Raw genomic sequence first — 22,993 nt, 5'->3', positions numbered from 1 at the left:
CAGGATCCTCCCCCGGGATCAGGGCTGCGACCATTGATAGCGCAGGCCGCTCTCGTTGTCTTCCACCTGATGCAGGCGGCTCTCAAGTTGCAACCCCCTCACCAGCTCGGCCTTGTCTCCCTGCAGCGAGAGGTTGAAGGTCACCTTGTCCCCTTCCAGCTTGCCGATGGCCACCTTGGTGACACTGGCCATCCCCTGCAGCAGCTTCTGGATCTGGATCATGCCATCGATGTCGGACAACCCCTCCACCACCAGGGTCTGGCTGGAGGCGACACCGGATAGACGGGTACCGTACTGCTGCACCAACCAACCGGCCAGGGCATCGGCAAAGCCCTTTGCCACCTCGGCCTGGGTACCTGAACCCGAGCCCTTGGTCAGCTCGGTCAGCTCTCCTGCCTGCGCCCCCGGCTTGGCCCCATAAAGACCCCAATCGATGCTCCAGGCCTCCCCCTCCGGGGTGAGTTTGCCGAGCACCACCATTTCAGCGCCGTAACGCTGGCTCGCCTTGAGCACGGGATCGGCAAAGCGGCCCCAGACATCGGTGGCATTGACCGCCATGTTGTCATCCAAGTCCATCAGCGGGAGACTGACCGGCAGCCCCATGGCCTGGGTCTGGGCACGCAGCGCCTCGGACCAGCCATCACCGGACTGATCCGGCAGAATGCGCCGCTCCCCTTCGTCGACCACCAGCCAGATGGCGACCTGCGGCCGCACCGGGCCCAGCAGGGCAAACTTGCTCTGGCCGACCAGGGCGTTCACCTTGGCCACATTGAAATCCGCCTTGAGAAACTTGACCGAGCCGATGTCCTGATAGCTGTATTGCTGCACATAATCCGCCGGCGCCGCCAGGGCCTTCACCACATCCGGCTGGGTGAGGATATCGCGCTTGCCCGTCACCTTGACGAGCACATCCCCCAGCGCCTGGGACTGGGCGGCCGTCATGTCGCCACTGGTGGGAGCCTTGCCCTGATAGAGGTCGGTTACCTGGGCGGCCGATACCACGAGTGGCAGACAGCAGCAGAGGAGAGTCGCTAAGCGTTTCAGCATAAAGAAGATTCTCGAAATGGGGGATGGTGCTTATGGTAGCGGCAAGGCGCGCATGGCAGCAAGCAAAGGGGGGAGAAACAGCGGAGCCGGCAGGGTGCCGGCTCCGTTTGCGCGCCTTGGGCGCGGCGATGGGGTGATGCTTACTTGGTGCCGAAGATCTTGTCGCCGGCATCCCCCAGACCCGGGACGATATAGCCCTTCTCGTTCAGCCCCTGGTCGATGGAGGCACAGAACAGCTCCACGTCCGGGTGAGCGGCTTCCAGCGCCTTGATGCCTTCCGGCGCTGCAACCAGCACCAGCACCTTGATGGACTGGCAACCTTTCTTCTTGAGCAGATCGATGGTGGCGATCATGGAGCCGCCGGTGGCCAGCATGGGGTCGATGACCAGGGCCAGACGCTCTTCGATGTTGCTGACGATCTTCTCGAAGTAGGGGACAGGCTGCAGGGTCTCTTCATCGCGATAGATACCGACCACGCTGACGCGGGCGCTCGGCATGTGCTCCAGCACCCCGTCCATCATGCCAAGACCGGCGCGCAGGATGGGCACGACGGTGACCTTCTTGCCCTTGATCTGGTCGACTTCCACAGGGCCGTTCCAGCCATCGATGGTCACTTTTTCGGTTTCGAAGTCAGAGGTCGCTTCGTAGGTCAACAAACTGCCCACTTCCTTGGCCAGTTCACGGAAACGCTTGGTGCTGATGTCGCCTTCGCGCATCAGGCCGATCTTGTGCTTGACCAGGGGGTGTTTGACTTCAACGACTTTCATTATTATCTCCTCTAACCGGCGCCAAAAAAATCGCGGAATCATACAACAAAAGTCACGGCTTGTAGAGCTTTTCGATTCAAAAACGCGCAAACGATTTTCTTTCTGGTTTTTCGTGCCCGCTGGTAGAATACGCCCCGAATTTTACCCTCCACTTCTTTATATGACGGGGAATACGCGTGACTGACAAAACCTCACTGAGCTACAAGGATGCTGGCGTAGATATCGATGCCGGCAATGCACTGGTTGAACGTATCAAGGGCGTGTCAAAACGCACTCGTCGTCCTGAAGTCCTTGGTGGTCTTGGCGGCTTTGGGGCCCTGTGTCAAATCCCTGCTGGCTACAAGGAACCGGTACTGGTCTCCGGTACCGACGGGGTGGGCACCAAGCTGCGTCTGGCCATCGACCTGAAGAAGCACGACACCGTGGGGATCGACTTGGTCGCCATGTGCGTCAATGACCTCATCGTGCAGGGCGCAGAGCCCCTCTTCTTCCTCGACTACTATGCCACCGGCAAGCTGGACGTGGACACTGCCGCTGCCGTGGTCACCGGCATCGGCGCCGGCTGCGAACAGTCCGGCTGTGCCCTGGTCGGCGGTGAAACTGCCGAAATGCCTGGCATGTATGAAGGGGAAGATTACGACATCGCCGGTTTCTGCGTCGGCGTGGTGGAAAAGAGCGAGATCATCGACGGCAGCAAGGTTGGCGAAGGGGATGCCCTGATCGCCCTGGCCGCCAGCGGTCCCCACTCCAACGGCTTCTCCCTCATTCGCAAGATCCTGGAAGTCTCCAAGGCCGACGTGCAGCAGCCGCTGGGTGATACCACCCTGGCCAACGCCCTGCTGGAGCCGACCCGCATCTACGTGAAGCCCGTGCTCAAGCTCATCAAGGAGTGCGAGATCCACGCCCTGTCCCACATCACCGGCGGCGGCTTCTGGGAGAACATCCCGCGCGTGCTGCCCGCCAACACCCAGGCGGTCATCGACGAGCAGAGCTGGCAGTGGCCGGCGGTGTTCAGCTGGCTGCAACAGGCAGGCAACGTCACCCGCCACGAGATGTATCGCACCTTCAACTGCGGCGTCGGCATGATCATCGCCCTGCCGGCGGATCAGCTGGACAAGGCCCTGGCCCTGCTCAAGGCCGAAGGCGAGAACGCCTGGCACATCGGCCACATCGCCAAGGCGGCCGATGGTGAGGAGCAGGTCATCATTCAATGAATGATCGGATCAACGGCCAGATGACTTCCCCTATGAAACGCATCCTCGTCCTCATCTCAGGCAGCGGCAGCAACCTGCAGGCCATCCTCGATGGCTGTGCCGGCGGCAAGATTGCCGGTCAGGTGGTCGGCGTCATCAGCAACAAGGCTGATGCCTATGGCCTGGTGCGTGCCAGGGAAGCCGGGGTGGCAACCGCCATCCTGGCCCAGCAGCAGTTCGCCAGCCGGGAGGAGTATGATGCCGCCCTGCTGGCCCTGATGGCGGATTATCAGCCGGATCTGGTGGTGCTGGCCGGCTTTATGCGGATCCTGAGCGCCGACCTCGTGCGCCACTTCGCGGGGAGGATGATCAACATCCACCCCTCGTTGCTGCCAAAATACCAGGGTCTGCACACCCACCAGCGCGCCATCGAAGCCGGTGATGACGAGCACGGCGCCAGCGTCCACTTCGTCACCGAAGAGCTCGACGGCGGCCCGGTGATCCTCCAGGCACGGGTCCCCATCTTCGAAGGGGACAGTGCCGACGAGGTGGCGGCCCGGGTCCAGGTGCAGGAGCACAGCATCTACCCCCTGGTGGTGCAGTGGTTCTGCGAAGGGCGCTTGCAGATGCGAGAAGGGTCTGCCTGCCTCGATGGCAAGCAGCTTGGCCTGGCAGGCTATGCCAGCGAGTAACCGCGAGCAGCAGTAAGACACCACAAGGGAGGCTCAGGCCTCCCTTGTCATTTCTATCGACCAGCGCAATGGCTGTCATCACGTCCGATGACGCCGCTGCGCGGCTAATCGGCCCTACACCGGATTGTCGATATCGATAAAGGTGACCTCCAGCCCGTGCACGGTGGCGAGCCACTCTCCCAGCGCCTTGACGCCGTAGCGCTCGGTGGCGTGATGGCCTGCGGCGTAGAAGTGCATGCCCATCTCCCGGGCGGTGTGAATGGTCTGCTCGGAGGCTTCGCCGGAGATGAAGGCATCGATGCCCTGCTCCGCCGCCTGGCTGATGTAGCTCTGACCACCGCCGGTGCACCAGGCCACGGAGCGGATGAGCTCGGGACCACTGTCACCACAATGAAGCGGCTCGCGACCGAGACGCTCGGCAATCAGCTTGGCAAAATCGCTGCCGCTCATGGGCTCCTCCAGCTTGCCCACCATGGCGACGCTCTTGCTGTTCCAGGGTTCGAGGCCGCGACGCACCTTGATGCCAAGCAGCCTGGCAAGCTGGGCGTTGTTCCCCACCTCGGGGTGCACGTCCAGCGGCAGGTGGTAGGCAAACAGGTTGATGTCGTGGGTCAAGAGGGTCTTGAGACGACGCTGCTTCATGCCGGTGATCTGGGCCGGCTCGCCGCTCCAGAAGTAGCCGTGATGGACCAGGATGGCGTCAGCATCGGCGGCCACGGCGGCATCGATGAGGGCCTGGCTGGCGGTGACGCCGGTCACCACCTTGCGAATGCGCTCGCGCCCCTCCACCTGCAGGCCGTTGGGGCAGTAATCCTTGATGGCATGGGGTTCGAGCAGGTGGTTGAGCAGGCTTTCCAGTTTACGATGAGAGATCATGGGGGTCTCCTAGCTGGGCTCCCCATGTACTGCGCGGGGAGCCGGATTCCGATCGTCAGGGCCCATGATAATCGAGCCGGACCGGCAAGGCCATGCGCTTGTCAGGACTAGGCGGGCAGCTCGATGCCGGCGTCACGCATCTGGGCCAGCTTGTAGCGCAGGGTGCGCGGGCTGATGCCGAGCTTGTCGGCCACCGCTTTGCGACTGCCGTTGCACTCCTGCAGGGTGTCCAGAATGATCTGGTGCTCCTGCTGCTTGAGTTCGCCACCGAGCCCCTCCCCTGACAGCCGCTCGAGCGGGCGCACCAGGGTCTCGTCCGTCTCCTCCAGGATCAGGTGCTCACAGTCGATGAGGCCGTCTGGACAGAGGATCAGGGCGCGCTGCACCACGTTGTCGAGCTCGCGCACGTTGCCGGGCCAGGGGTGAGCCATCAGACGCTCTCGGGCGTCCTCTGCGAGCTGCGGCGTCGGCAGCCCCATCTGGCTGGCATGCAGCGCCAGCAGATGCTCCGCCAGGGGAAGAATGTCCCCCGGGCGCTCCCAGAGCGCCGTCCAGCGCAGGGGGAAGACGTTGAGGCGGTAGTAGAGATCCTCGCGGAACAGCCCGTCCTGCACCGCTTTTTTCAGATCCCGGTTGCTGGTTGCAATGACCCGCACATCCAGGGGGATCATCTTGCGGCTGCCGAGCCGCTCCACCTCTTTCTCCTGCAAGACCCGCAGCAGCTTGGCCTGCAGCCCCAGATCCATCTCGGTGATCTCGTCGAGCAGCAGAGTTCCTCCCTGAGCCTGCTCGAACTTGCCAGGGCACCCCTGCACCGCACCGGTGAAAGCGCCCTTCTCGTAGCCAAACAGGGTCGCTTCCAGCATGTTCTCCGGAATGGCGGCGCAGTTGATGGCGACGAAGGCCTGTTCTGCCCGGCTGGAGTGGTCGTGAATGTAGCGAGCCAGCACCTCCTTGCCTGTCCCGCTCGGGCCGGTCACCATGACGGTGGCTTCGCTTCTCGCCACCCGGGTCGCCAGCTGGAACAGCTCCGCTGTCCTGGGGTCCCCGTACACCACGGCACGCTTCTCCACCTTCTGGGCCGGCACATAACGGCTGACCTGGTTGAGCAGCACCTCGGGGGAGAAGGGCTTGGCCAGATAGTCGATCGCCCCCTCGCGCATGGCGCGCACCGCCCCGTCGATGTTGGCGTAGGCAGTCATCAGGAGCACAGGCACCTGGGGATATTGCTGGCGGATGTTGGCGAGCAGGGTCAGACCATCCATGCCCCCCATCTGGATGTCGGAGATCACCATGTCAAAGCGCTGACGGGACAGAGCAAGCAGGGCCCGCTCGCCGCTGTCCACCTCGCGGCACTCATAGCCACCGAGCAGCAGGGTATCCACCAGCGCCTCGCGCAGGCCGTTGTCATCTTCCACCACCAGAATGCGAGCCTGGGTCATGCCACACCTCCTACAACCAACATGGCCTTGTCGAGAATCATCTTCACCGGCGCTCCGGCTTTTGCGCGCCTCATGCCACTCCCCCCAACTGAACCTGTTGCTGATGCAGGGGGAAGGACAGGGTAAAACAGGTGCCCTCGCCAAGGACCGAGGCCACGCTTACCTCCCCCTGATGAGCTCGTACCACCGACTGCACCACCGCAAGACCGAGGCCCGTGCCCTGGGATCGGGTGGTAAAGAAGGGTTCGAAGATCTGGTTGAGCAGGGAGGGGGCCATCCCCTTGCCGTTGTCGATGACCCGCATCTCCACCCGGTTGCCGCTGCGCACAGCGCTCACCAGGAGCGAATCGGCGCCGGCCTGCCGGGCATTGGCGATGAGGTTGTTGATGGCCCCCGCCAGGGCACTGCTGTTGGCAAGCAGACAGAGATCGGGCTCAGGGGCCTCCAGATGCAAGGCGCAGCCCTGCTGCTGGCAGAAGGCTTCGGCCCCCGCCTGCACTTCCGCCAGCAAGCCCTGCACCGAGAGGGGCGCCACCACCTGGTTGTCGCCATTGCGGGCAAACAGCAGGATGTCGTTGATCTGCTTCTCGAGATCCTGCAGGCGCGCCATCAATTTTTGCTGGAACTGGCTGCGGGATTCAGGCTTGAGGGTGCGGTTGGCCAGGTTGGCCGCATAGAGCATGGCCGCGGAGAGCGGGGTGCGGATCTGGTGCGCCAGGGAAGCCGCCATGTTGCCAAGGGCGGAGAGGCGCTTCATGTGGTTGACCCTGTCCTGCAACTGGCGGGTCTCGGTCAAGTCGGTAATGAACACCAGTTGGCCGGGCTGATCCGGCAGCGGCTGAGTCGACAGCTGGACCCGGCGGCCGTCGCGCAAGGAGATCTCGTGACCGTCATCCTCACGGGGTTCGAAACAGCGGGCGATGATCTGGCGCCAGGAAAGGCCTTCCAGTGGCTCTCCCAGCAGCGCCAGGGCGGCAGGGTTTGCGCGGGTGATCAGCCCCTCGCCATCGAGCAGCAGCACGCCGGTCGGCAGCGCCGTGAAGATGGCGTAAAGCTGACTCACTTCATGTGACTGGAGAGGGGCATCCTGCTGCAAGATTGTCATAAAGCTGACCTCAAACTGGCGATTGAGTCAGCTTATTCAATTTCCATGCCATCAAAATAGGCTTTATTTATCAATGCATTGGCTCAATGCGTCAAAGCATTGACCTCAATTGTCCTTGCTCATGCCGTACTTCTTCATCTTCTCCACCAGGGTAGTGCGGCGCATGCTGAGCAGGTCGGCGGCGCGGGCCACCACCCCGTCCTGGGACTCCAGGGCCTGGCGGATCAGCTCCACCTCGAGGTCAGCCAGCATCTCCTTGAGGTTGACTCCTTCCTGGGGCAACTGCATGGGCAGGGGCATGGCGATGCCGGGATCCAGCTCTGGTGGGGACTGGAACACGGCAGCCAGGGCGTCCCGCTCGTCCATCTCGGTGAGCCGTTCATCTCGTGGCTCGCAAGGCAGCAGGCGATAGCGGCCGGGCAGATCCGCCACATCGACGATCTGGTTCGGATAGAGGATGAGCAGGCGCTCGATGAGGTTGGACAGCTCGCGCACGTTGCCGGGCCAGGCGTACTGCATCAGGGACTCCATGGCGCGCTGGGTCAGACGGATGATCCCCTTGTGCTGTTCGGCATGGCGATTGAGCAGCTCCTGCAGCAGCAGCGGGATGTCATCGGCCCGATCCCGCAGGGGGGGCGTCTCGATGGGGAACACATTGAGGCGGTAGTAGAGATCTTCGCGAAATGCCTGGGTGCGGATCATGGCTTCCAGATCCCGGTGGGTCGCCGCGATCACCCTCACATCTGCCTGGACGGCCTTGCCGCCCCCGACCCGGTCGAACTGGCGCTCCTGCAGCACCCGCAGCAACTTGACCTGCATCGGCAGCGGCATGTCGCCGATTTCGTCGAGGAAGAGGGTGCCCCCCTGGGCCAGTTCGAAGCGGCCGCGCCGGGCGGCAATGGCACCGGTGAAGGCCCCCTTCTCGTGACCGAACAGCTCGCTCTCGAGCAGCTCCGCCGGAATGGCGCCGCAGTTGATGGGCACGAAGGGGCCCGCGCTTCGGGCGGACAGCTCGTGGATGGCGCGAGCCACCACCTCCTTGCCGGTCCCGGACTCACCGAGGATCAGTACGTTGGCGTCGGTCTCGGCCACCTGGCCGATGAGACGGCGCACCTCCTGAATGCCCCTCCCCTTGCCCACCAGCAGGCGCAGCAGGGTCTGACCCTTGTCGTGGGTCTGATGACGGGGATGCAGGGAGATGAAGGCCTGGCAGAAGTGAAGATGACGGGTGAGGGACTCATAGGTAAAGGGCGCCTCGGCCACCCCGATGAAGTTGCTGCAACCATGGCTCGCCGGCATCAGGGAGAGGAAGGGCAGACGAGGATGGGCGGCAAGCAGCTCACTCAGGGCGCGCTCGCGCAGTTCCCCGGCCAGAATCCCCTGCAAGGGCCCGGCAGTCTCGATGGCCACATCGAGATCGCTCTCCACCACCTCCTGCCAGGGGATCCCCATGAAGGAGAGCACAGTCCCCAGTTGCTGGCGCCGCACATCATCGGCATCAACAAGCAGCACACCCATAGCCATCCTATCCATATTTTCACACCTGACGCCAAGTTATTGTTTTTTAAGTGCTTATTAAAACCAATTTCGCACTGTGTCATAAGGGGGACAAAGTGCCAAAATTCTGGCGGATTGTCAAAACTTGTCGCATCCTCCCGGACCCTGGCGGGACGGGGATCACGCTTCCAGCCAGATTGAGTATCGGATGAAAACCAGCGAAGGGGAAAGAATGACGCCGACAGGGTGCGGCGTCAGAGGAGGGATCAGTGTTTCACGCTCTCCTGGGGAGCGGCATAGCGGCACTCGGGAAACCGGCTGCAGGCGAGGAACAGGCGACCGGCATGGGGACCCTTTCGTGCTTCCCGTGCCACCAGGGGCGCGGCACAGCGGGGGCAATGAGGGGTCGTCTCCCGGGGCTCCTCCTCATCCGGATCGAGGAAGGGATTCTCCTCCATCAACACGGGCATTGCCTCTTCGGCCTGGGAGGGCGGCACCTGGGGCTCCCTGGCAACCCCCGGGTGTGACGTGCCCAGATCGACACCATCGAGCAGCAGCGGGCTGAAGGTCGGTTCGCGGCGCTCGCCGGGCAGCAGGTCATCCACCGGCGCCGTCGTTCTCGCCAGCAGGGGCAGCAGTTGCTCCCGCAACTCGTCGACCTGGTAGTGGCTGCTGGCCGGGATCTGCAACAGCGGCAGACCGGCGCCATCGCAGGCCGCCTTCAGGAAAAGATCCCGCGCCTTGCGCTTCTGGTGGCGGTGCCCCTCGTCATCCAGCTCCACGGCACACAGGAAAGAGAGATCCGCCGGGTGGCAGAGCAGAAAATCGAAGTGCTTCTCCCCTATCTTGCCGAGCGCCTGCTGGCGCTTGCCCTTGCCAAGGTGCGCCTCGGGCGTCAGTACATAGGAGGCTCGTACCTTGGCAAAGACACGGGCCTTGTCCCCCACCGCCTGGTCCAGCACCCCGAAGAAGGTGCGCTCCGCTGGGCTCATCAAGGTTTCCTGCAGATCATAGGGCTCGGCCTTGCCCCCTTTCTCCCTGCGCCAGACGATCACCAGCAGGAGCAACCCCAGCAACACGGCTCCCGATACGACAAGGCTATTCATACACGCACATCCCGTTTACAAGACAAATTCAGTTCACACCAGAGGAAGGGGCACACTCTACCACGGGGAAAGCGACTCAGGCAGCGCAGAAATCAAGCCCGTCCCGGCATTCGCGTTTTTTCACTGAATTTGCGCAAGGCGGGCTTCATATGGCCTGTCACAGCAGGCACAATGCTAGAGCCCATGGACGTTCTGGCGCACTCCCCGTCGCCGCCAGGCGTCAACGGACCCCACGCAGCCCCATTCAAGGAGAGCAGGATGCAAAAGCAATTGGTCGTCACCGTGATCGGCGCAGACAAACCCGGCATCGTCGAGAGCCTGGCCGATACCATCACCCGGCAGCAGGGCAACTGGCTGGCCAGCTCCATGAGCGAGCTGGCGGGGCAATTTGCCGGCATTTTGCACGTCGCCGTGCCTGACGAGCATTACCGCAGCCTGTGCGAGGCCCTGGTGATGCTGCCTGGCCTCACCGTGAGCTTCGCCGAAGGGCAGCTCAGCCCGCAACCGGCCCATCAGGTGATGCTGAGCGTCACCGGCAACGACAGACCGGGCATCGTCCATGAAGTGGCCAGCATCCTGCGCCAACTCAACATCAACGTCGCCGACCTCACCACAGGTTGCGAACCTGCGCCCCACTCAGGCGCCCCCCTCTTCTATGCCCACGCTCTGGTGGCCCTGCCGCCGCAGCTCGAACTGGACGATCTCGTCACGGCCCTGGAGTCCCTCTCCGACGACCTCGTCGTCGACATCGATCAGGATCTGAGCGAATAGTGTCGCCTGTCATAAATTTGTCATGGTTTGACGCCATAACTTCCGCGCAGACGCAACCAGAGCAAAGAGGCACCAGATGAGCACCGACAAGCAGTATGAAGAGAAAGAACTTAGCTGGCTCTCATTCAATGAACGGGTGTTGCAAGAGGCGATGGACAAGACGGTACCCCTCATCGAGCGGGTCCGCTTCCTCGGGATTTTCTCCTCCAATCAGGACGAGTTCTTCAAGGTACGGGTGTCGGACGTCAAGCGCCGCATCCTCATCAACGAAGTCCACGGCGGCGACGACGAGGCCAAGGTGCTGCTGCGCGCCATCCAGCAGAAGGTGATGGCGCTCGGCGAGGCGTTCGACAACACCTACAAGGAGCTGCTGATCGCGCTGGCTCGCCACAACATCTTCCTGGTGAACGAAAGCCAGCTCTCCGAGTCCATCCAGCAGTGGCTGCGGATCTTCTTCCGGGAAAAGGTGCTGCGCCACATCATTCCCATCCTCCTCAACAAGGAGGTCAACCCGGTCAAGTTCCTGAAAGACGAGCACACCTATCTCGCCATCGAGATGAAGAAGAACGGCCAGGTGATCCAGTACGCCCTGGTGGAAGTACCCACCGACGATCTGCCCCGCTTCTTCCAGCTACCGCCGGAGGGCACCCGTCGCAAGAAGCAGATCATCATCCTGGACAACGTTATCCGCTTCTGTCTGGACGAGATCTTCAAGGGCTTCTTCGACTACGACGAGATTGCCGCCTACGCGGTCAAGCTGACCCGGGATGCCGAATATGACCTCTCCGACCAGTTGGACTTGAGCCTGGTGGACAAGATGAGTGACGGCTTGAAACAGCGCCTCACCGCCATGCCGGTGCGCTTCGTCTACGAGCGGGAGATGCCGGCGGCCATGATAAGCTTCTTGAAGCTCAAGCTGCAGATCAGCTCCTACGACGCCATCATGCCCGGTGGGCGCTATCACAACTTCAAGGATTTCATCGGCTTCCCTAATGTGGGCCGGGATTATTTGGAAAACCCCAAGCTGCCGGCCCTCGATTGCCGCGACTTTGACGGCTTCGTCAACGCCTTCGACGCCATCGCCAAGCAGGACATCCTGCTCTACTACCCGTACCACAAGTTCCACCACTTCACCGAGCTGGTGCGCCAGGCGGCCTTCGACCCGGCGGTCAGCGCCATTCGCATTAACATCTACCGGGTGGCCAAGAAGTCGCGGATCATCCACTCCCTCATCGACGCCGCCAACAACGGCAAGAAGGTGACCGTGGTGGTGGAGCTGCGCGCCCGCTTCGACGAGGCGGCCAACATCGACTGGGCCAACATCCTGACCGACGCAGGCGTCAAGGTGGTGTTCGGGGTGCCCAGCCTCAAGATCCACTCCAAGCTCTGCCTCATCACCCGCCACGAGAACGGCGAGGCGGTGCGCTACGCCCATATCGGGACCGGCAACTTCAACGAGAAGACCGCCAAGATCTACACCGACTTCTCCCTGCTGACCCGCCATCCGGACATCACCGCCGAGGTGGAAAGCGTGTTCGAGTACATCGAGTACCCCTATCGGCGCTACAAGTTCAACCACCTGCTGGTCTCCCCCATCAACAGCCGCCGCCAGCTCTATCGCCTCATCGATAACGAGCTGGCCAACGCCAAGGCGGGGCAACCCAGCGGCATCACCCTCAAGATCAACAATCTGGTGGACAGAGACCTCATCAACCGGCTCTATGCCGCCGGCCAGGCCGGGGTGCCCATCCAGATGATCATCCGGGGCATGTGCGCCCTGCGCCCGGGGGTGCCGGGTCTGAGCGACAACATCCGGGTCATCAGCATCATCGACCGTTTCCTCGAACATCCGCGGGTGATGGTGTTCCACAACAAGGGCAATCCCCAGCTCTATATCTCCAGTGCCGACTGGATGAGCCGCAACATCGACGGTCGCATCGAGGTGGGCACCCCCATCTATGACGAGCGGCTCAAGCAGCGCATCCTCGACATTCTCGAGCTACAACTGAGTGATACCTGCAAGGCGCGGGTGATCGATGCCGACCAGAAGAACGAGTACGTGAAGCGGGGCAACCGCCGCAAGGTCCGTTCCCAGGTGGCGATTTACGACTACCTCAAACGCATAGAGTCAAACCATGGACAATAGTCTGTACGCCGCTGTCGATCTGGGCTCGAACAGCTTCCACATGGTCATTGCCCGCCTCACCGAGGGGCGGATGCAGATCATCGATCGCATCAAGGAGCGAGTGCGCCTCGCCGAAGGGATGGATGAGCAGCGCCGCATGTCCCCGGAGGCCATGGCGCGCGGGCTGGACTGCCTCGCCCTGTTCGCCGAGCGGCTCACCAACATCAAGCCGGATCAGATCCGCATCGCCGGCACCTACACATTGCGCCGCGCCAGCAACGCTCGCGACTTCGTGCGCGAGGCGGCCAAGGTGCTCAACCACCCCATCGAGATCATCAGCGGCCAGGAAGAGGCCCGCCTCATCTATCAGGGGGTCGCCCATACCCAGCACATCGAGGGCCAGGTGCTGGTGGTGGACATCGGCGGCGGCAGCACCGAGCTCATCATCGGCGAAGGGTTTGAGCACAAGGCGCTCACCAGCCGCAAGATGGGCTGCGTGAGCTTCACCCAGAGCTTCTTTGGCAACGGCAAGCTCGGCGAGAAGGCCTTCAACGCCGCCGTGCTGGAAGCCCAGCACCAGCTCGCCCCCATCATCAACCAGTACCGCAAGCTGGGCTGGCAGAGCTGCCTCGGCAGCTCGGGCTCCATCCGCACCGTGCGCGACGTGTTGCAGGGGGAAGAGTGGACCGATGGTGCCATCACCCTGGCGGGACTGGAGCGGCTGAAGGAAGAGATGCTCAAGCACAAGCGGGTCGATCAGCTCAAACTGGCGGGCCTCACCGAGGAGCGTCAGGGGGTGTTCGCCGCCGCGGTGGCCATCCTGCTCGGGCTCTTCACCTCCCTGCCCATCGAGCGGATGGAGTACTCCGACGGCGCCCTGCGCGAAGGGTTACTCTACGAGTTCGAGGAGCGCCTGCAGCATCACGACATTCGCGAACGTACCGCGCTTGCACTCAGCACTCACTATCGCATCGACAAGCGCCAGGCCACCCGGGTAGAGAGCAGCGTCCTCTCCCTGTTCGACGTCCTGAGCGGCCCCTGGGAGATGCCGGAAGAGCCCTATCGCGCCATCCTCGGCTGGGCGGCGCGGCTGCACGAGATCGGCCTTGCCATCAACTACAGCGGCATCCACAAACACTCCGCCTACATCTTGCAAAACACCGACCTGCCCGGCTTCAACCAGGACGATCAGGCCCTGCTGGCGGCCCTGGTGCGCTTTCACCGCAAGGGGCTCAAGCTCTCCGAGCTGCCGGCCCTGCCCAACCACGACGAGCAGACGGTGCTGCGCTGCATCCGCATCCTGCGCCTCGCGGTGGCGGCCCACCACAGGCGTCAGGACAACCTGCTGCCCGAGTGGAACGTGCAGGCCGCCGGGGATCAACTGGTGGTCACCCTGCCCCTGGACTGGTGCGACGAGAACAAGTTGCTGATGCAGAACCTGGAAAAGGAGCACCGCTACTGCCACGAGCAGGGCTGGCCCCTGCTGTTCCAGCTCGGGTGATCCGCTCCTCTGTGCAAAAAGGCAGCCGATGGCTGCCTTTTTTGTCTCTTGTCCTTTCCTACTGCAGATCCGGCAGGATCAGCTTGGCTATCTCGAAGTAGATGATGAGGCCGGTACCGTCCACCAGGGTGGCGATGAAGGGGGCGGAGACCACCGCCGGGTCGATGCGAAAGCGACGCAGCACCATGGGTATCACCGAGGCGACAGTGGCGCTCCAGAGCACGATGGCGACGATGGTCAGGGTCACCACCATGCCGATCTCGGGCCCCACCCCCAGGCTCCAGGCCCGCACCCAGGCCGCCAGCGCGATGGCGGCCGAGATGAGCAGACCGGTGGAGATCTCCTTTTTCAGCACGGTGCCGAGGTTTTTCAGGCTCACCTCCCCCACCGCCATGGCACGCACTATGGTGGTGGTGATCTGGGTACCGCTGTTGCCACCGGTACCGATGAGGAGCGGGATGAAGAAGGCCAGGGCGATGGCTGCCTCCAGCTGCTCTTCAAAGGCCCGCAGCACGGTGCCTGTGTAGGCTTCCGCCACGAACAGGATCAGCAGCCAGCCCACCCGCTTGCGCCACAACTGCCAGGGGGTGGCCTGCAGATAGGGGGTATCCAGCGGCGAGGAGCCCCCTTGCAGCTCCGCATCCTCGGTGGACTCCAGCTCCAGGATGTCGGCGGCATCGTCCACGTGGAAGACCCCCACCAGACGACCCTGATCTTCCACCGGCAGGAGCGAGAGGTCGCGGTCAATGAGCAGGCGGGCCGCCAGCTCCTGATCCGCCCGGGCGTTGATGCGCACCGCCTCCCCCTCCATCAGCTCCCCTACCGGCAGCAGCGGATCGGCGATCAGCAGCGATTTGAGGGAGACGCTGCCAAGGAGGCGCTGCTCGCCGTCAACCACATAGAGATGACCGAACAGCCTGGCCTGATCCCAGGCCCCGTGGATCAGCTGCTTGGCGCTTTCCACCGTCGCATCGGACTCCACTGCCAGGTATTCGTGGCGCATGTTGGCCCCCACCGACTCGTTCGGCCAGGCCAGCAGGGACTGGAAGGCTTTACGGGCGGGGTCTGGCAGCCGGGCGAGCAGGGTCTTGCGATCGTGCTCGTCGAGCCTGCGCAGGATGGCCAGCAGGTCCCGACGGGCCAGGGTGCCCTGTAGTATTCCCACGATGCTGCCATGCAGCCTGAGCAGCAGATGGCCGGCACACTCCGCCGGGAGGGAGGCGAGCAAGGACGCCCCTTCCGGCATGGAGAGGGTATCGAAGATGCAGTTGAGCTCTTCCGGGCGCAGGGTCAGAAGCTGATCGGCACGGGCCACCGGATCCAGGTTGTGAGCCAGCCAGTTGCGCAGGGCAACCGGGTCGAGCAGTTGATGACGATTGAGCAGGGTGTGTGTTTTCTTCATCACAGATGTCCTCATGTGATTTCAGGCGAACCTGAACGCCTCCGGCACCTGGCCGGATGCAACGGCAAGAAAACAGCAATTTGATTGACGAGTAACAGGCAGGAAATGACGCCGTCCGGCGTGTTTTCATCCCCACGTACCAGCTTTAGCACTGCATAACGTATCCGGCATGCCGGAAGCCACTTGGGTTGACACCTTAATCCGATGAAAACTGTCCTGATCTTGGGCGTCTCTGGACGTCGTGAGATCAGTGGCCTGTGTTTATGCAGGAGCCTCGCCTAACGAGATGCTGCGAACATTGATTGCACGGCGCTACCGTGCGGGCGGCATCATCTGCCCAGGCGCAGGTCGAGTCAAGGCAAACGGGCCCCTGGCAACGGGTTGTTACAAATTGGCCGGACGGCGGGCTCTTCATGAAACGAGGCTCCCCCGTGCGTGGCACGGGGGAGCCTGCGGTCAACGGACGAACGTCAGCGGATATAGTCGAAGAGGGTCAGCTTGCTTATCTTGCTGAAGGCGAGCTGGGAGGCGCTCATGGCTGCATCCTCCTTGGAGAGGGCCGCGATCACCTCGTACATGTCCGCCTCGGACACCTTGGCCCGCGCCTGCTGGTTCAGGGTGCTGAGTCCGTCGTTGGAGCTCATCACCTGCTCCAGGCTGTTCATCCTTCCCCCCAGCTCCCCCAGTCCCCGGTCTATCTTGGTTCTGGCGTTGCTCATGTGGGTGGTGGCATCGGAGACCGCCAGCTGGAAATCGCTCTCGGACAGGGTCGGATCGCGCATGGCGGAGATGAAATCGGACATGCCATTGAGGATGTTGTCGTTTTTCGGGGTATCCAGCACGAAGTTCTGGGTCGCCGACCCCGCAGGGAGGTCGAGGGTGAGCGCCAGGCCGTTGAAGGGGATCTTGTTGCCCGCCACATAGTCGCCGCTTTGCAGCAGGGTGCCACCGCTGTCACGGATCTCGTAGGTGTCCGGCGGCCCGGCCAGGGTGCTGACCGCATACTGGTTGCTCGGCAGGGAAGCATCATAGTTGTTGCGATAGAAGCTCTCGAAGTTCCCCTGATCCGCCACCGACACCTGGATGTTGCCACTGGCGGCGCTGGCGGTGCGCCGGGTCGCCACCATCTCGAACAGATCGAAACCGGAGTCGTTGGCCGGGATCTGCACCGTGGGAGAGACCTGGATGTTGCGCTGCCCCGTGTCCCCCTGGAACACATAGTTGCCGCTGGCATCCTTGACGAAGGGCTGGGTCTTGCTCTGATTGCCGCCGAAGATGTACTCCCCCTGGGAGTTCTTGCTGTTCATCAGGTCGAACATCTGCTTTTGCAGCCCCTCGAGTTCGCTCGCGATGGCGTTGCGCTCCTCGGAGCCCATGGCGGAGTTGTTCGCCTTCTGGATCAGGGTCTGGGCACTCAGCATGGCGTTGTTGAGGGAGGTCAGCACCGTCTCCTCGTGGCCCAGGCTGTTCTCCAGCAGGCTGCCGTTGACGCCGTACTGCTTGAAGAGATCGATCTCCTTGGTCAGCGCCATCTTCTGGCTCATGCCGGCCGGGTCCTCCCCGGAGCGAGAGAATTTATCCCCCGTCATCAACTGGTTGTAGGCGGTGTTCTGGCGCTCGCTCACCTTGCTCATGGAGGCAAGGTTGCGGTCATAGATCATGTTGGTGGTGATGCGCATGACTTACCTCACGGAGGAGAGCAGGGTGTCGAAGATGGTCTTGGCGGTGTTCACTATCTGGGCCGAGGCCGCATAGGACTGCTGGAAGCGGATGAGGTTGGCCGCCTCCTCCTCCAGATTGACGCCGGAGACACTCTCGAAGATGGCGGTACTCTGGGTCAGCTTCGCCTCGTTGGCCTGCAGCAGGGTCTTGGCCTGGCTGGTCTTGTTGCCAATGCCGCTCACCAGACCCGAGTAGGCATCGTTGAAGGTCATCTTGTCGTTGCTGGTGGCGGCGTTGTTGTTCTTGCGCACCAGCTCCTTGTTCTGCAGCTCCGCCAGCGCCAGGCCGTTGGCGTTGTCCGCAAAGCCGTCCTTGTTGTAGCTGAGCGTGAAGCTGTCGCTGGCCTCCACCTTGCCGGTGATGCTGAACTCATAGCCCGGGCTCTGGGTCGGATCGGCGTAAACCTTGGGCCCCCCCAGGGGGCTCTCGAGGGCGGCCATCAGGTTCTTTCCCTTGCTGGAGGCGGGGGCCACACCGAGCAGGTTGTTGTTCTTGTCATAGACCTCGTAGTTGCCGCTGCCGTCGATCTTGATGACCTGGGGTGCACTCGGGTCCAGGGTGTTGGTGCCAAAACCCGAGCCCGTGCCGGTGTTGTAGACACCGCCCAGCGTTATCTCGCCCGAGCCCAGGTTCTGGGATCCCTTGTCCGCCTTCAGGGGGGATGCCAGCGCGATATCCTCGGGACGGGTGATCGCCTGCTCCAGGTTGGCAGCCGCATTCCGGGTGGGTTGCAACAAGATCTTGTCACCCGCGACCGGAGTGCCGGAGAGATCGATTTCGATGCCGTGCCCCGCCACCTCGAAGGTGGCTGGCGGCGTGGTCCCCGTGGCGAGCGAGGTACGCTGCCCGCTGCCGTCGATGGCGAATACCTCGTAACCGGTGGCGCTGTTGAACCGCACCTCGTAGTCGAAGGTGGTGACCTCACTCCCCTTGCCGGGGACGAAGTTGACGCTGGCCGCCCCGTTACCCTGGTTGCTGGCGTAGGGCAGCCCCTGGCTTCCCTTGAGGGTGAAGAGATCCCCCCCAAGCTCGTTGTCGAGATCCATCCCCAGCCGGTTCTGCTGGTTCATGGCATCCCCCAGGGCGACGGCCAGCTGCCCCAGCTCCCGCTTGGCGGGCTCCAGATCACGGCGCGCGGTGAAGAGGCCACCGATGGCACCGCCAATATCCTGGTCGTTGATGCTGGCCTGGTTCTTGCCCAGGGTCAGCTGCAGGGAAGGCTCACGGGAATCCGGGTCCCCCGGCACCACCTTGAACTGGGCCACGCCGCCATCGAGCACCAGGGAGTGCCCTGTGCTCATGTTGACCAGCATGCTGCCATTGGGCTGGGTCACGGTGCGGATCTCCATCTTCTCGGAGAGCTGGCGAATGGCCTCATCCCGCTGATCGAACAGCATCAGGTTCTCTTCAGGGGAGCCCTGGGTACGGACGATGGCCTGGTTCAGATCGTTGATGCTGTTCAGCAGGCTGTTCACCCTGTCCGTCTCGTCCCCTATGGTGGCATTGATGGTATCGGACTGCTTGTCGAGCTGGGCGGAGAGGGTATGGAATCTGTCCACCATGCCGCTCAGTTCACTCAGGGTCGTCTTGCGCCCCCCGATCTCGGACGGTGACTCGTTGGCGGTGTGGAAAGCCTTGAAGTAGGAGGTGATGGTGGTCCCCACGCTGTTGCTGGCATCACCGAGCAGGCTGTCGAGCCTGAACAGTTGATCGTAGCGGGTGTTGGCCGCCTGATAGGCGGACGTATCCCGGCGCACCTCGGCCTGGGCATAGGCGTTGATGATCCGCTCGCTCACCATGTCGCCCGTCCCCAATCCGACGGAATTGGTGTAGATCAGGGTGCGTTCACGTACATAGCCCTGGCTATTGACGTTCACTATGTTGTTGCTGGTGGTCTGCAGCAGTCGCTGCTGGGCCAACACACCCGAGGTCCCAATTCCAAGCAGATCGCTTGCCATAGCTTACAGCTCCATCTCTGTGTTCCTGTCTGCAATGTTGCCGGGCGTCGAGTAACCGGCGATGGCATCACTGCGCAACACTTGTTTAAGTTTCCTGGCGTACTGGGGATCGGTGGCATAACCGGCCTGCTGCAACGCCTCGAAGTAACGGTCCGGGCTGTCCACCTTGGCCAGCGCCCCCTTGTAGCGACTCCCAGAGGTCAGGAAATCCACGTAGTCGTTGAAGCTCTCTTCGAACGACTCGTAGGAGCGAAACGCCGCCTTCTGGCGCGAGGCCACCCCTTGCTCGTATTCCAGGGTGCTCACCACCGCCTTGGGGCCTTCCCAACGCGGATCGGCCTTGATGCCGAACAGGTTGTGCGTCACGTTTCCGTCTGCATCCTTGATCACCCGCTTGCCCCAGCCACTCTCAAGGGCGGCCTGGGCCACCAGCACCGCCGGGCTCAACCCCAGCTTGTCCGCCGCCTTCTTGGCCAGCGGCATCAGCCTGTCGACGAACTCTTCCGGGCTGTCAAACACCTTGGCGCTGCCATCCAGGGCCGAAGGCCTCTGGCTGCTGCCCATGGGCGGCACGGTGCGGTGGGGGCGTCTTGGCATGGCCAGCGTACGCTCGGCCCCATTCAGCTCACCCTTCATTTCGTTATCAGCAAAATCTTTGCCAACTTTGGAGGCAGCAATCAGATCGTTGGAGGTACTGGGGGGTTGATAGGGCTTGTAGACCCGCTCGGTACGCTGGGGCAGCTTGAGTACCCGGCCATCCTGATGGGTGAAGGTCTGCTCGGGTGAGAGCTGCCTGGCCACCATCTCGGCGATGCCCAGCCCCCCCTTGCTCGACATGTCGGCAACCCGCTGCTCGTCCAGCATCCCTTCATAGAACTGGGTGTAGCTGCTGTTCATCGGGTTGCCCTCGGTGAGCACCGAGTTGGCCTGGCGCATCCCCTTGAACAGGGTCTGGGTGAAGATGGATTCGAACTGGCGGGCGGCCGCCATCAGGGCCCCTTGCTTCCCCTCCTTGCTCAGGCTCATCTGGCGCAGTTTGTCCAGGTTCTGGACGTCCTGCACCATGCCAATATTGATACCGCTCTGGGTGTCGAACTCTGCCATAACCTACCTCTTTGCCGCCCGTGGCAACCGCTTGCCGCTCACGAAATTACAGAATGACCAGTTGGCCCTGGATCGCGCCCGCCTGCTGCAGCGCCTCCAGGATCGCCATCAGATCCCCGGGGGCGACCCCCACCTGGTTCACCGCCCGCACCAGGTCGTCCAGGGTCGCGCCGGTATCGAGCTTGAACATCCGACCGGGATCCTGCTGCACGTTGATGGTGGAGTTGTTGGTGACCGCCGTCTGCCCGCCAGCGAGCGGATTGGGTTGGGAGACCTGCTGGTTCTCGGCGATGGTCACCGTCAGCCCACCGTGGCTGATGGCCGCCGGGCGCAGCTTGACCTCGCTGCCAATGACGATGGTCCCGGTGCGCGAATTCACGATGATCTTGGCGGACTCGCTCGCCGGGTCCACTTCCAGGTTCTCGATGGTGGAGAGGTAGGAAACCCGCTGGGCCGGATCCCGCGGTGCGAATACCTTGATGGAGGTGGCGTCCATCGCCTGGGCGGTGTTCGGACCCACCAGATCGTTGACCACGTCCGCCAGACGGCGGGCGGTGGTGAAGTCCGGCCGGTTCAGGTTGAAGGTGATGGTGTCGCCCTGGCTGAAGGAGTTGGGAACCTCCCGCTCCACGGTCGCCCCGTTGGCGATCCGCCCCACTGTGGGCGTGTTCACCACCACCTTGGAGCCGTCCGCCCCTTCGGCCCCGAGGCCACCGACCACCAGGCTGCCCTGAGCTACCGCATAGACGCGGCCATCCAGCCCTTTCAGGAAGGTCTGGAGCAGGGTGCCGCCACGCAGGCTCTTCGCCTCGCCGATGGCGGAGACGGTGACGTCTATGGTCTGACCCGGCTTGGAGAAGGGGGGCAGATCCGCGTGGATGGCCACCGGCGCCACGTCCTTGATCTTGGGCTTGATGTTGTCAGGCACCTTGATGCCGAAGTTGTTGAGCATGGTCCTGAAGGTCTGCTCGGTGAAGGCGTTGTTCTTCTCCCCCGTGCCGGGCAGGCCCACCACCAGACCGTAACCGATCAGCTGGTTGCTGCGCACCCCTTCCACCGAGGCGAGGTCCTTGATGCGGGATGCGTGCGCCAGCCCGAAGGGCAGCAGGCAGCACAGCAGGGCAAGCAGACGGAATCGGTTCATGACATCTCCTAACAAAACCTTCCTGATCCGGGACCCGTGAACGCCCCGGACTCTTGAGTCTTAAATGGGCCACCAGGGGCCGTTGAAGAAGCTGGTGAGCCAGCCCTGTTCCTGGGTGTTCGCCAGATCCCCGGTACCGCCGTAATAGATACGCGCATTGGCCACCCGCTGGGAGGAGACGCTGTTTTCCGAGCTCACGTCCTCCGGGCGCACCAGACCGGTGATACGGATATATTCGTTGCCATTGTTGAGCATGATCCACTTCTCGCCGCGCACCAGCAGGTTGCCGTTTGGCAGTACCTTGACCACGCTGACCGAAATGTTGCCCTGCAGGCTGTTGCTCTGATCCGCCTTGGCCTGCCCCTTGAAGGCACTGTTCTGGCCGATGGAGGCCGACAGATCGTAGGGCCCCGCCGTGACCGGCACGCCACCCAGGGTGACGGGGTCGAGCGCCAGCTTGTTGTCCTTGCCGCTCTGGGTGTTGGCCTTTTTCGACGCCGAGGTCGACTCCGCCAACTGGATGGTGATGATGTCACCCACCCGGTGCGCCTTGATGTCCGAGTAGATGCCGTTGACCTGCTCGGGCTGGAAGATGGCGCCGGTCGGGCGCACCGACACCGGCTCCGACTCCCCGTAAACGGGGGCGAAATCCGGATCATCCGGTTTGGCGGTATTGGGGGTACTGGTGCAACCCGCCAGCGTCAGCAGTCCCAGCATCCATATGGCTTTCATCATGACACTCCTTTCATCAGGTCCGCTGGGTCAGGAAGGACATCATGGAGTCGACGGCGGAGATGACCTTGGAGTTCATCTCGTAGACCCGCTGAGCCTGGATGAGATTCACCAGCTCCTCGGTCACGTTGACGTTGGAGGTCTCCAGCATCCCCTGCTTGATCACCCCCAGCCCGTCCGCGCCGGCAGTCCCCTGAATGGGGGCGCCGCTGGACTGGGTCTCGAGGAAGAGGTTCTCCCCCATGGGCTGCAGGCCGGTGGGGTTGACGAAGTCCGTGGTGTTGATCTGGCCCACCACCTGGGATTGGCCATCCCCCTTGAGCTGGACGGAGACCTGGCCATCCTCCCCCACGGTGACGCTCTGGGCGTTCTCGGGGATCTGGATCTCCGGTTGCAGCGGGTAACCGTTGCCCGGGGTGACGATGGTCCCCTCATCGTTCAGGGTGAACTGGCCGTTGCGGGTATAGGCGGCACTGCCATCGGGCAGCTGGATTTCGAAGTAGCCGCGGCCGCTGATCATCAGGTCAAGGGAGTTGTCCGTGGTCTGGACGTTGCCCTGACTGTGGTTTTTCTGGGTGGCGACCACCTTGGCCCCCGCCCCCAGCATCAGGCCGGAAGGGAGCTCGGTGTCCGCAGAGGAGCGACCGCCAGGCTGGTTGATGTTCTGATAAAGCAGATCCTCGAAGATGGCCCGCGCCTTCTTGTAGCCCACGGTGCTGGCGTTCGCCAGGTTGTTCGAGGTGACCGAGATGTTGGTCTGCTGGGCATCGAGGCCAGTCTTGCTGATCCAGAGTGCAGGATTCATGGGG

19 protein-coding genes and 1 riboswitch are annotated in these 22,993 nt (G+C 62.7%); of the genes, 5 read left to right on the top strand and 14 right to left on the bottom strand.

Going from position 1 to position 22,993, the window contains the following annotated elements; all coding sequences use genetic code 11:
• Nucleotides 1-18 precede the first annotated feature (18 nt).
• Nucleotides 19-1,047, bottom strand: a complete 1,029-nt coding sequence (locus AB7E19_RS03465; protein ID WP_104454387.1) for a DUF2066 domain-containing protein — start codon at nt 1,045-1,047, stop codon at nt 19-21.
• Between the two features lie 140 nt (nt 1,048-1,187).
• Nucleotides 1,188-1,814, bottom strand: a complete 627-nt coding sequence (gene upp, locus AB7E19_RS03460) for a uracil phosphoribosyltransferase (protein WP_005302745.1) — start codon at nt 1,812-1,814, stop codon at nt 1,188-1,190.
• 176 nt (nt 1,815-1,990) lie between these two features.
• Between upp and purM the strand changes: the two genes are divergently transcribed.
• Together purM and purN are read left to right on the top strand one after the other, a co-directional pair.
• Nucleotides 1,991-3,028: a phosphoribosylformylglycinamidine cyclo-ligase gene (gene purM, locus AB7E19_RS03455; protein ID WP_010675274.1), complete on the top strand. Its 1,038-nt coding sequence runs from the start codon at nt 1,991-1,993 to the stop codon at nt 3,026-3,028.
• Between the two features lie 32 nt (nt 3,029-3,060).
• Nucleotides 3,061-3,699, top strand: a complete 639-nt coding sequence (purN, locus tag AB7E19_RS03450) for a phosphoribosylglycinamide formyltransferase (protein WP_010675275.1) — start codon at nt 3,061-3,063, stop codon at nt 3,697-3,699.
• Nucleotides 3,700-3,813: 114 nt separating this feature from the next.
• Here the strand turns inward: purN and AB7E19_RS03445 are convergent, their stop codons facing one another.
• The 5 genes from AB7E19_RS03445 to AB7E19_RS03425 all read right to left on the bottom strand — a co-directional run bounded on the left by AB7E19_RS03445 (nt 3,814) and on the right by AB7E19_RS03425 (nt 9,725).
• A complete protein-coding gene (locus tag AB7E19_RS03445; RefSeq protein WP_010675276.1) occupies nt 3,814-4,575 on the bottom strand; it encodes a Nif3-like dinuclear metal center hexameric protein in 762 nt (253 codons plus the stop codon).
• 107 nt (nt 4,576-4,682) lie between these two features.
• Complete coding sequence (locus AB7E19_RS03440) at nt 4,683-6,017, bottom strand: sigma-54-dependent transcriptional regulator (protein ID WP_010675277.1); 1,335 nt, start codon at nt 6,015-6,017, stop codon at nt 4,683-4,685.
• A gap of 70 nt (nt 6,018-6,087) precedes the next feature.
• The gene (locus AB7E19_RS03435) at nt 6,088-7,122 is read right to left on the bottom strand and encodes a sensor histidine kinase (RefSeq protein WP_427934621.1); all 1,035 of its coding nucleotides are present in this window, start codon (nt 7,120-7,122) and stop codon (nt 6,088-6,090) included.
• A 105-nt stretch (nt 7,123-7,227) separates the two neighbouring features.
• Nucleotides 7,228-8,646 (bottom strand): sigma-54 dependent transcriptional regulator, encoded by a 1,419-nt coding sequence (locus AB7E19_RS03430; RefSeq protein WP_041213159.1) that lies wholly within the window; start codon nt 8,644-8,646, stop codon nt 7,228-7,230.
• A 239-nt stretch (nt 8,647-8,885) separates the two neighbouring features.
• On the bottom strand, nt 8,886-9,725 hold the full coding sequence (locus tag AB7E19_RS03425) for a DUF2726 domain-containing protein (RefSeq protein ID WP_319907827.1): 840 nt from the start codon (nt 9,723-9,725) through the stop codon (nt 8,886-8,888).
• 258 nt (nt 9,726-9,983) lie between these two features.
• On the opposite strand from AB7E19_RS03425, the gene AB7E19_RS03420 reads away from it, so the two are divergent.
• The 3 genes from AB7E19_RS03420 (at nt 9,984) to ppx (ending at nt 14,122) form a co-directional block, all read left to right on the top strand.
• Nucleotides 9,984-10,496 (top strand): glycine cleavage system protein R, encoded by a 513-nt coding sequence (locus tag AB7E19_RS03420; protein WP_010675281.1) that lies wholly within the window; start codon nt 9,984-9,986, stop codon nt 10,494-10,496.
• Between the two features lie 76 nt (nt 10,497-10,572).
• Complete coding sequence (ppk1, locus tag AB7E19_RS03415) at nt 10,573-12,642, top strand: polyphosphate kinase 1 (RefSeq protein ID WP_010675282.1); 2,070 nt, start codon at nt 10,573-10,575, stop codon at nt 12,640-12,642.
• Nucleotides 12,632-14,122 (top strand): exopolyphosphatase, encoded by a 1,491-nt coding sequence (gene ppx, locus AB7E19_RS03410; RefSeq protein WP_171865630.1) that lies wholly within the window; start codon nt 12,632-12,634, stop codon nt 14,120-14,122. Before ppk1 ends, ppx begins: the two co-directional genes overlap by 11 nt.
• Before the next feature lie 58 nt (nt 14,123-14,180).
• Here the strand turns inward: ppx and mgtE are convergent, their stop codons facing one another.
• From mgtE to flgG, 7 genes are all read right to left on the bottom strand, one after another.
• Nucleotides 14,181-15,524 carry a magnesium transporter gene (gene mgtE, locus AB7E19_RS03405; protein WP_427934619.1) on the bottom strand — a complete coding sequence of 448 codons (1,344 nt, stop codon included), beginning with the start codon at nt 15,522-15,524 and terminating at the stop codon, nt 14,181-14,183.
• A gap of 123 nt (nt 15,525-15,647) precedes the next feature.
• Nucleotides 15,648-15,817: riboswitch (M-box (ykoK) riboswitch) on the bottom strand.
• 177 nt (nt 15,818-15,994) lie between these two features.
• Nucleotides 15,995-17,203: a flagellar hook-associated protein FlgL gene (gene flgL / locus AB7E19_RS03400; RefSeq protein WP_010675285.1), complete on the bottom strand. Its 1,209-nt coding sequence runs from the start codon at nt 17,201-17,203 to the stop codon at nt 15,995-15,997.
• Nucleotides 17,204-17,206: 3 nt separating this feature from the next.
• The gene (gene flgK / locus AB7E19_RS03395) at nt 17,207-19,204 is read right to left on the bottom strand and encodes a flagellar hook-associated protein FlgK (protein WP_048207975.1); all 1,998 of its coding nucleotides are present in this window, start codon (nt 19,202-19,204) and stop codon (nt 17,207-17,209) included.
• 3 nt (nt 19,205-19,207) lie between these two features.
• Entirely contained in the window at nt 19,208-20,308 is a 1,101-nt protein-coding gene (gene flgJ / locus AB7E19_RS03390; protein ID WP_427934617.1) for a flagellar assembly peptidoglycan hydrolase FlgJ, read from the bottom strand.
• Between the two features lie 46 nt (nt 20,309-20,354).
• On the bottom strand, nt 20,355-21,452 hold the full coding sequence (locus AB7E19_RS03385; RefSeq protein WP_010675288.1) for a flagellar basal body P-ring protein FlgI: 1,098 nt from the start codon (nt 21,450-21,452) through the stop codon (nt 20,355-20,357).
• A gap of 60 nt (nt 21,453-21,512) precedes the next feature.
• Nucleotides 21,513-22,184, bottom strand: a complete 672-nt coding sequence (flgH, locus tag AB7E19_RS03380) for a flagellar basal body L-ring protein FlgH (protein ID WP_010675289.1) — start codon at nt 22,182-22,184, stop codon at nt 21,513-21,515.
• Nucleotides 22,185-22,200: 16 nt separating this feature from the next.
• Nucleotides 22,201-22,989, bottom strand: coding sequence for a flagellar basal-body rod protein FlgG (gene flgG, locus AB7E19_RS03375; RefSeq protein ID WP_010675290.1), 789 nt, complete (start codon nt 22,987-22,989; stop codon nt 22,201-22,203).
• Nucleotides 22,990-22,993 lie beyond the last annotated feature (4 nt).

Origin of the sequence: Aeromonas sp., from assembly GCF_050252055.1 — a bacterium.
Classification (GTDB): Bacteria; Pseudomonadota; Gammaproteobacteria; order Enterobacterales; family Aeromonadaceae; genus Aeromonas; species Aeromonas caviae.
This window is presented reverse-complemented; position numbering and strand designations above follow the sequence as displayed.

What these genes read in the sequence shown, in the direction of transcription:
- purN (WP_010675275.1), top strand. Translation starts at nt 3,061, where the DNA reads ATGAAACGCATCCTCGTCCTCATCTCAGGCAGCGGCAGCAACCTGCAG.
- AB7E19_RS03440 (WP_010675277.1), bottom strand. Translation starts at nt 6,017, where the DNA reads ATGACCCAGGCTCGCATTCTGGTGGTGGAAGATGACAACGGCCTGCGC.
- flgG (WP_010675290.1), bottom strand. Translation starts at nt 22,989, where the DNA reads ATGAATCCTGCACTCTGGATCAGCAAGACTGGCCTCGATGCCCAGCAG.
- AB7E19_RS03425 (WP_319907827.1), bottom strand. Translation starts at nt 9,725, where the DNA reads ATGAATAGCCTTGTCGTATCGGGAGCCGTGTTGCTGGGGTTGCTCCTG.
- ppk1 (WP_010675282.1), top strand. Translation starts at nt 10,573, where the DNA reads ATGAGCACCGACAAGCAGTATGAAGAGAAAGAACTTAGCTGGCTCTCA.
- AB7E19_RS03435 (WP_427934621.1), bottom strand. Translation starts at nt 7,122, where the DNA reads ATGACAATCTTGCAGCAGGATGCCCCTCTCCAGTCACATGAAGTGAGT.
- AB7E19_RS03420 (WP_010675281.1), top strand. Translation starts at nt 9,984, where the DNA reads ATGCAAAAGCAATTGGTCGTCACCGTGATCGGCGCAGACAAACCCGGC.
- AB7E19_RS03385 (WP_010675288.1), bottom strand. Translation starts at nt 21,452, where the DNA reads ATGAACCGATTCCGTCTGCTTGCCCTGCTGTGCTGCCTGCTGCCCTTC.
- upp (WP_005302745.1), bottom strand. Translation starts at nt 1,814, where the DNA reads ATGAAAGTCGTTGAAGTCAAACACCCCCTGGTCAAGCACAAGATCGGC.
- flgJ (WP_427934617.1), bottom strand. Translation starts at nt 20,308, where the DNA reads ATGGCAGAGTTCGACACCCAGAGCGGTATCAATATTGGCATGGTGCAG.
- mgtE (WP_427934619.1), bottom strand. Translation starts at nt 15,524, where the DNA reads ATGAAGAAAACACACACCCTGCTCAATCGTCATCAACTGCTCGACCCG.
- ppx (WP_171865630.1), top strand. Translation starts at nt 12,632, where the DNA reads ATGGACAATAGTCTGTACGCCGCTGTCGATCTGGGCTCGAACAGCTTC.
- flgH (WP_010675289.1), bottom strand. Translation starts at nt 22,184, where the DNA reads ATGAAAGCCATATGGATGCTGGGACTGCTGACGCTGGCGGGTTGCACC.
- flgL (WP_010675285.1), bottom strand. Translation starts at nt 17,203, where the DNA reads ATGCGCATCACCACCAACATGATCTATGACCGCAACCTTGCCTCCATG.
- flgK (WP_048207975.1), bottom strand. Translation starts at nt 19,204, where the DNA reads ATGGCAAGCGATCTGCTTGGAATTGGGACCTCGGGTGTGTTGGCCCAG.
- AB7E19_RS03445 (WP_010675276.1), bottom strand. Translation starts at nt 4,575, where the DNA reads ATGATCTCTCATCGTAAACTGGAAAGCCTGCTCAACCACCTGCTCGAA.
- AB7E19_RS03430 (WP_041213159.1), bottom strand. Translation starts at nt 8,646, where the DNA reads ATGGCTATGGGTGTGCTGCTTGTTGATGCCGATGATGTGCGGCGCCAG.
- AB7E19_RS03465 (WP_104454387.1), bottom strand. Translation starts at nt 1,047, where the DNA reads ATGCTGAAACGCTTAGCGACTCTCCTCTGCTGCTGTCTGCCACTCGTG.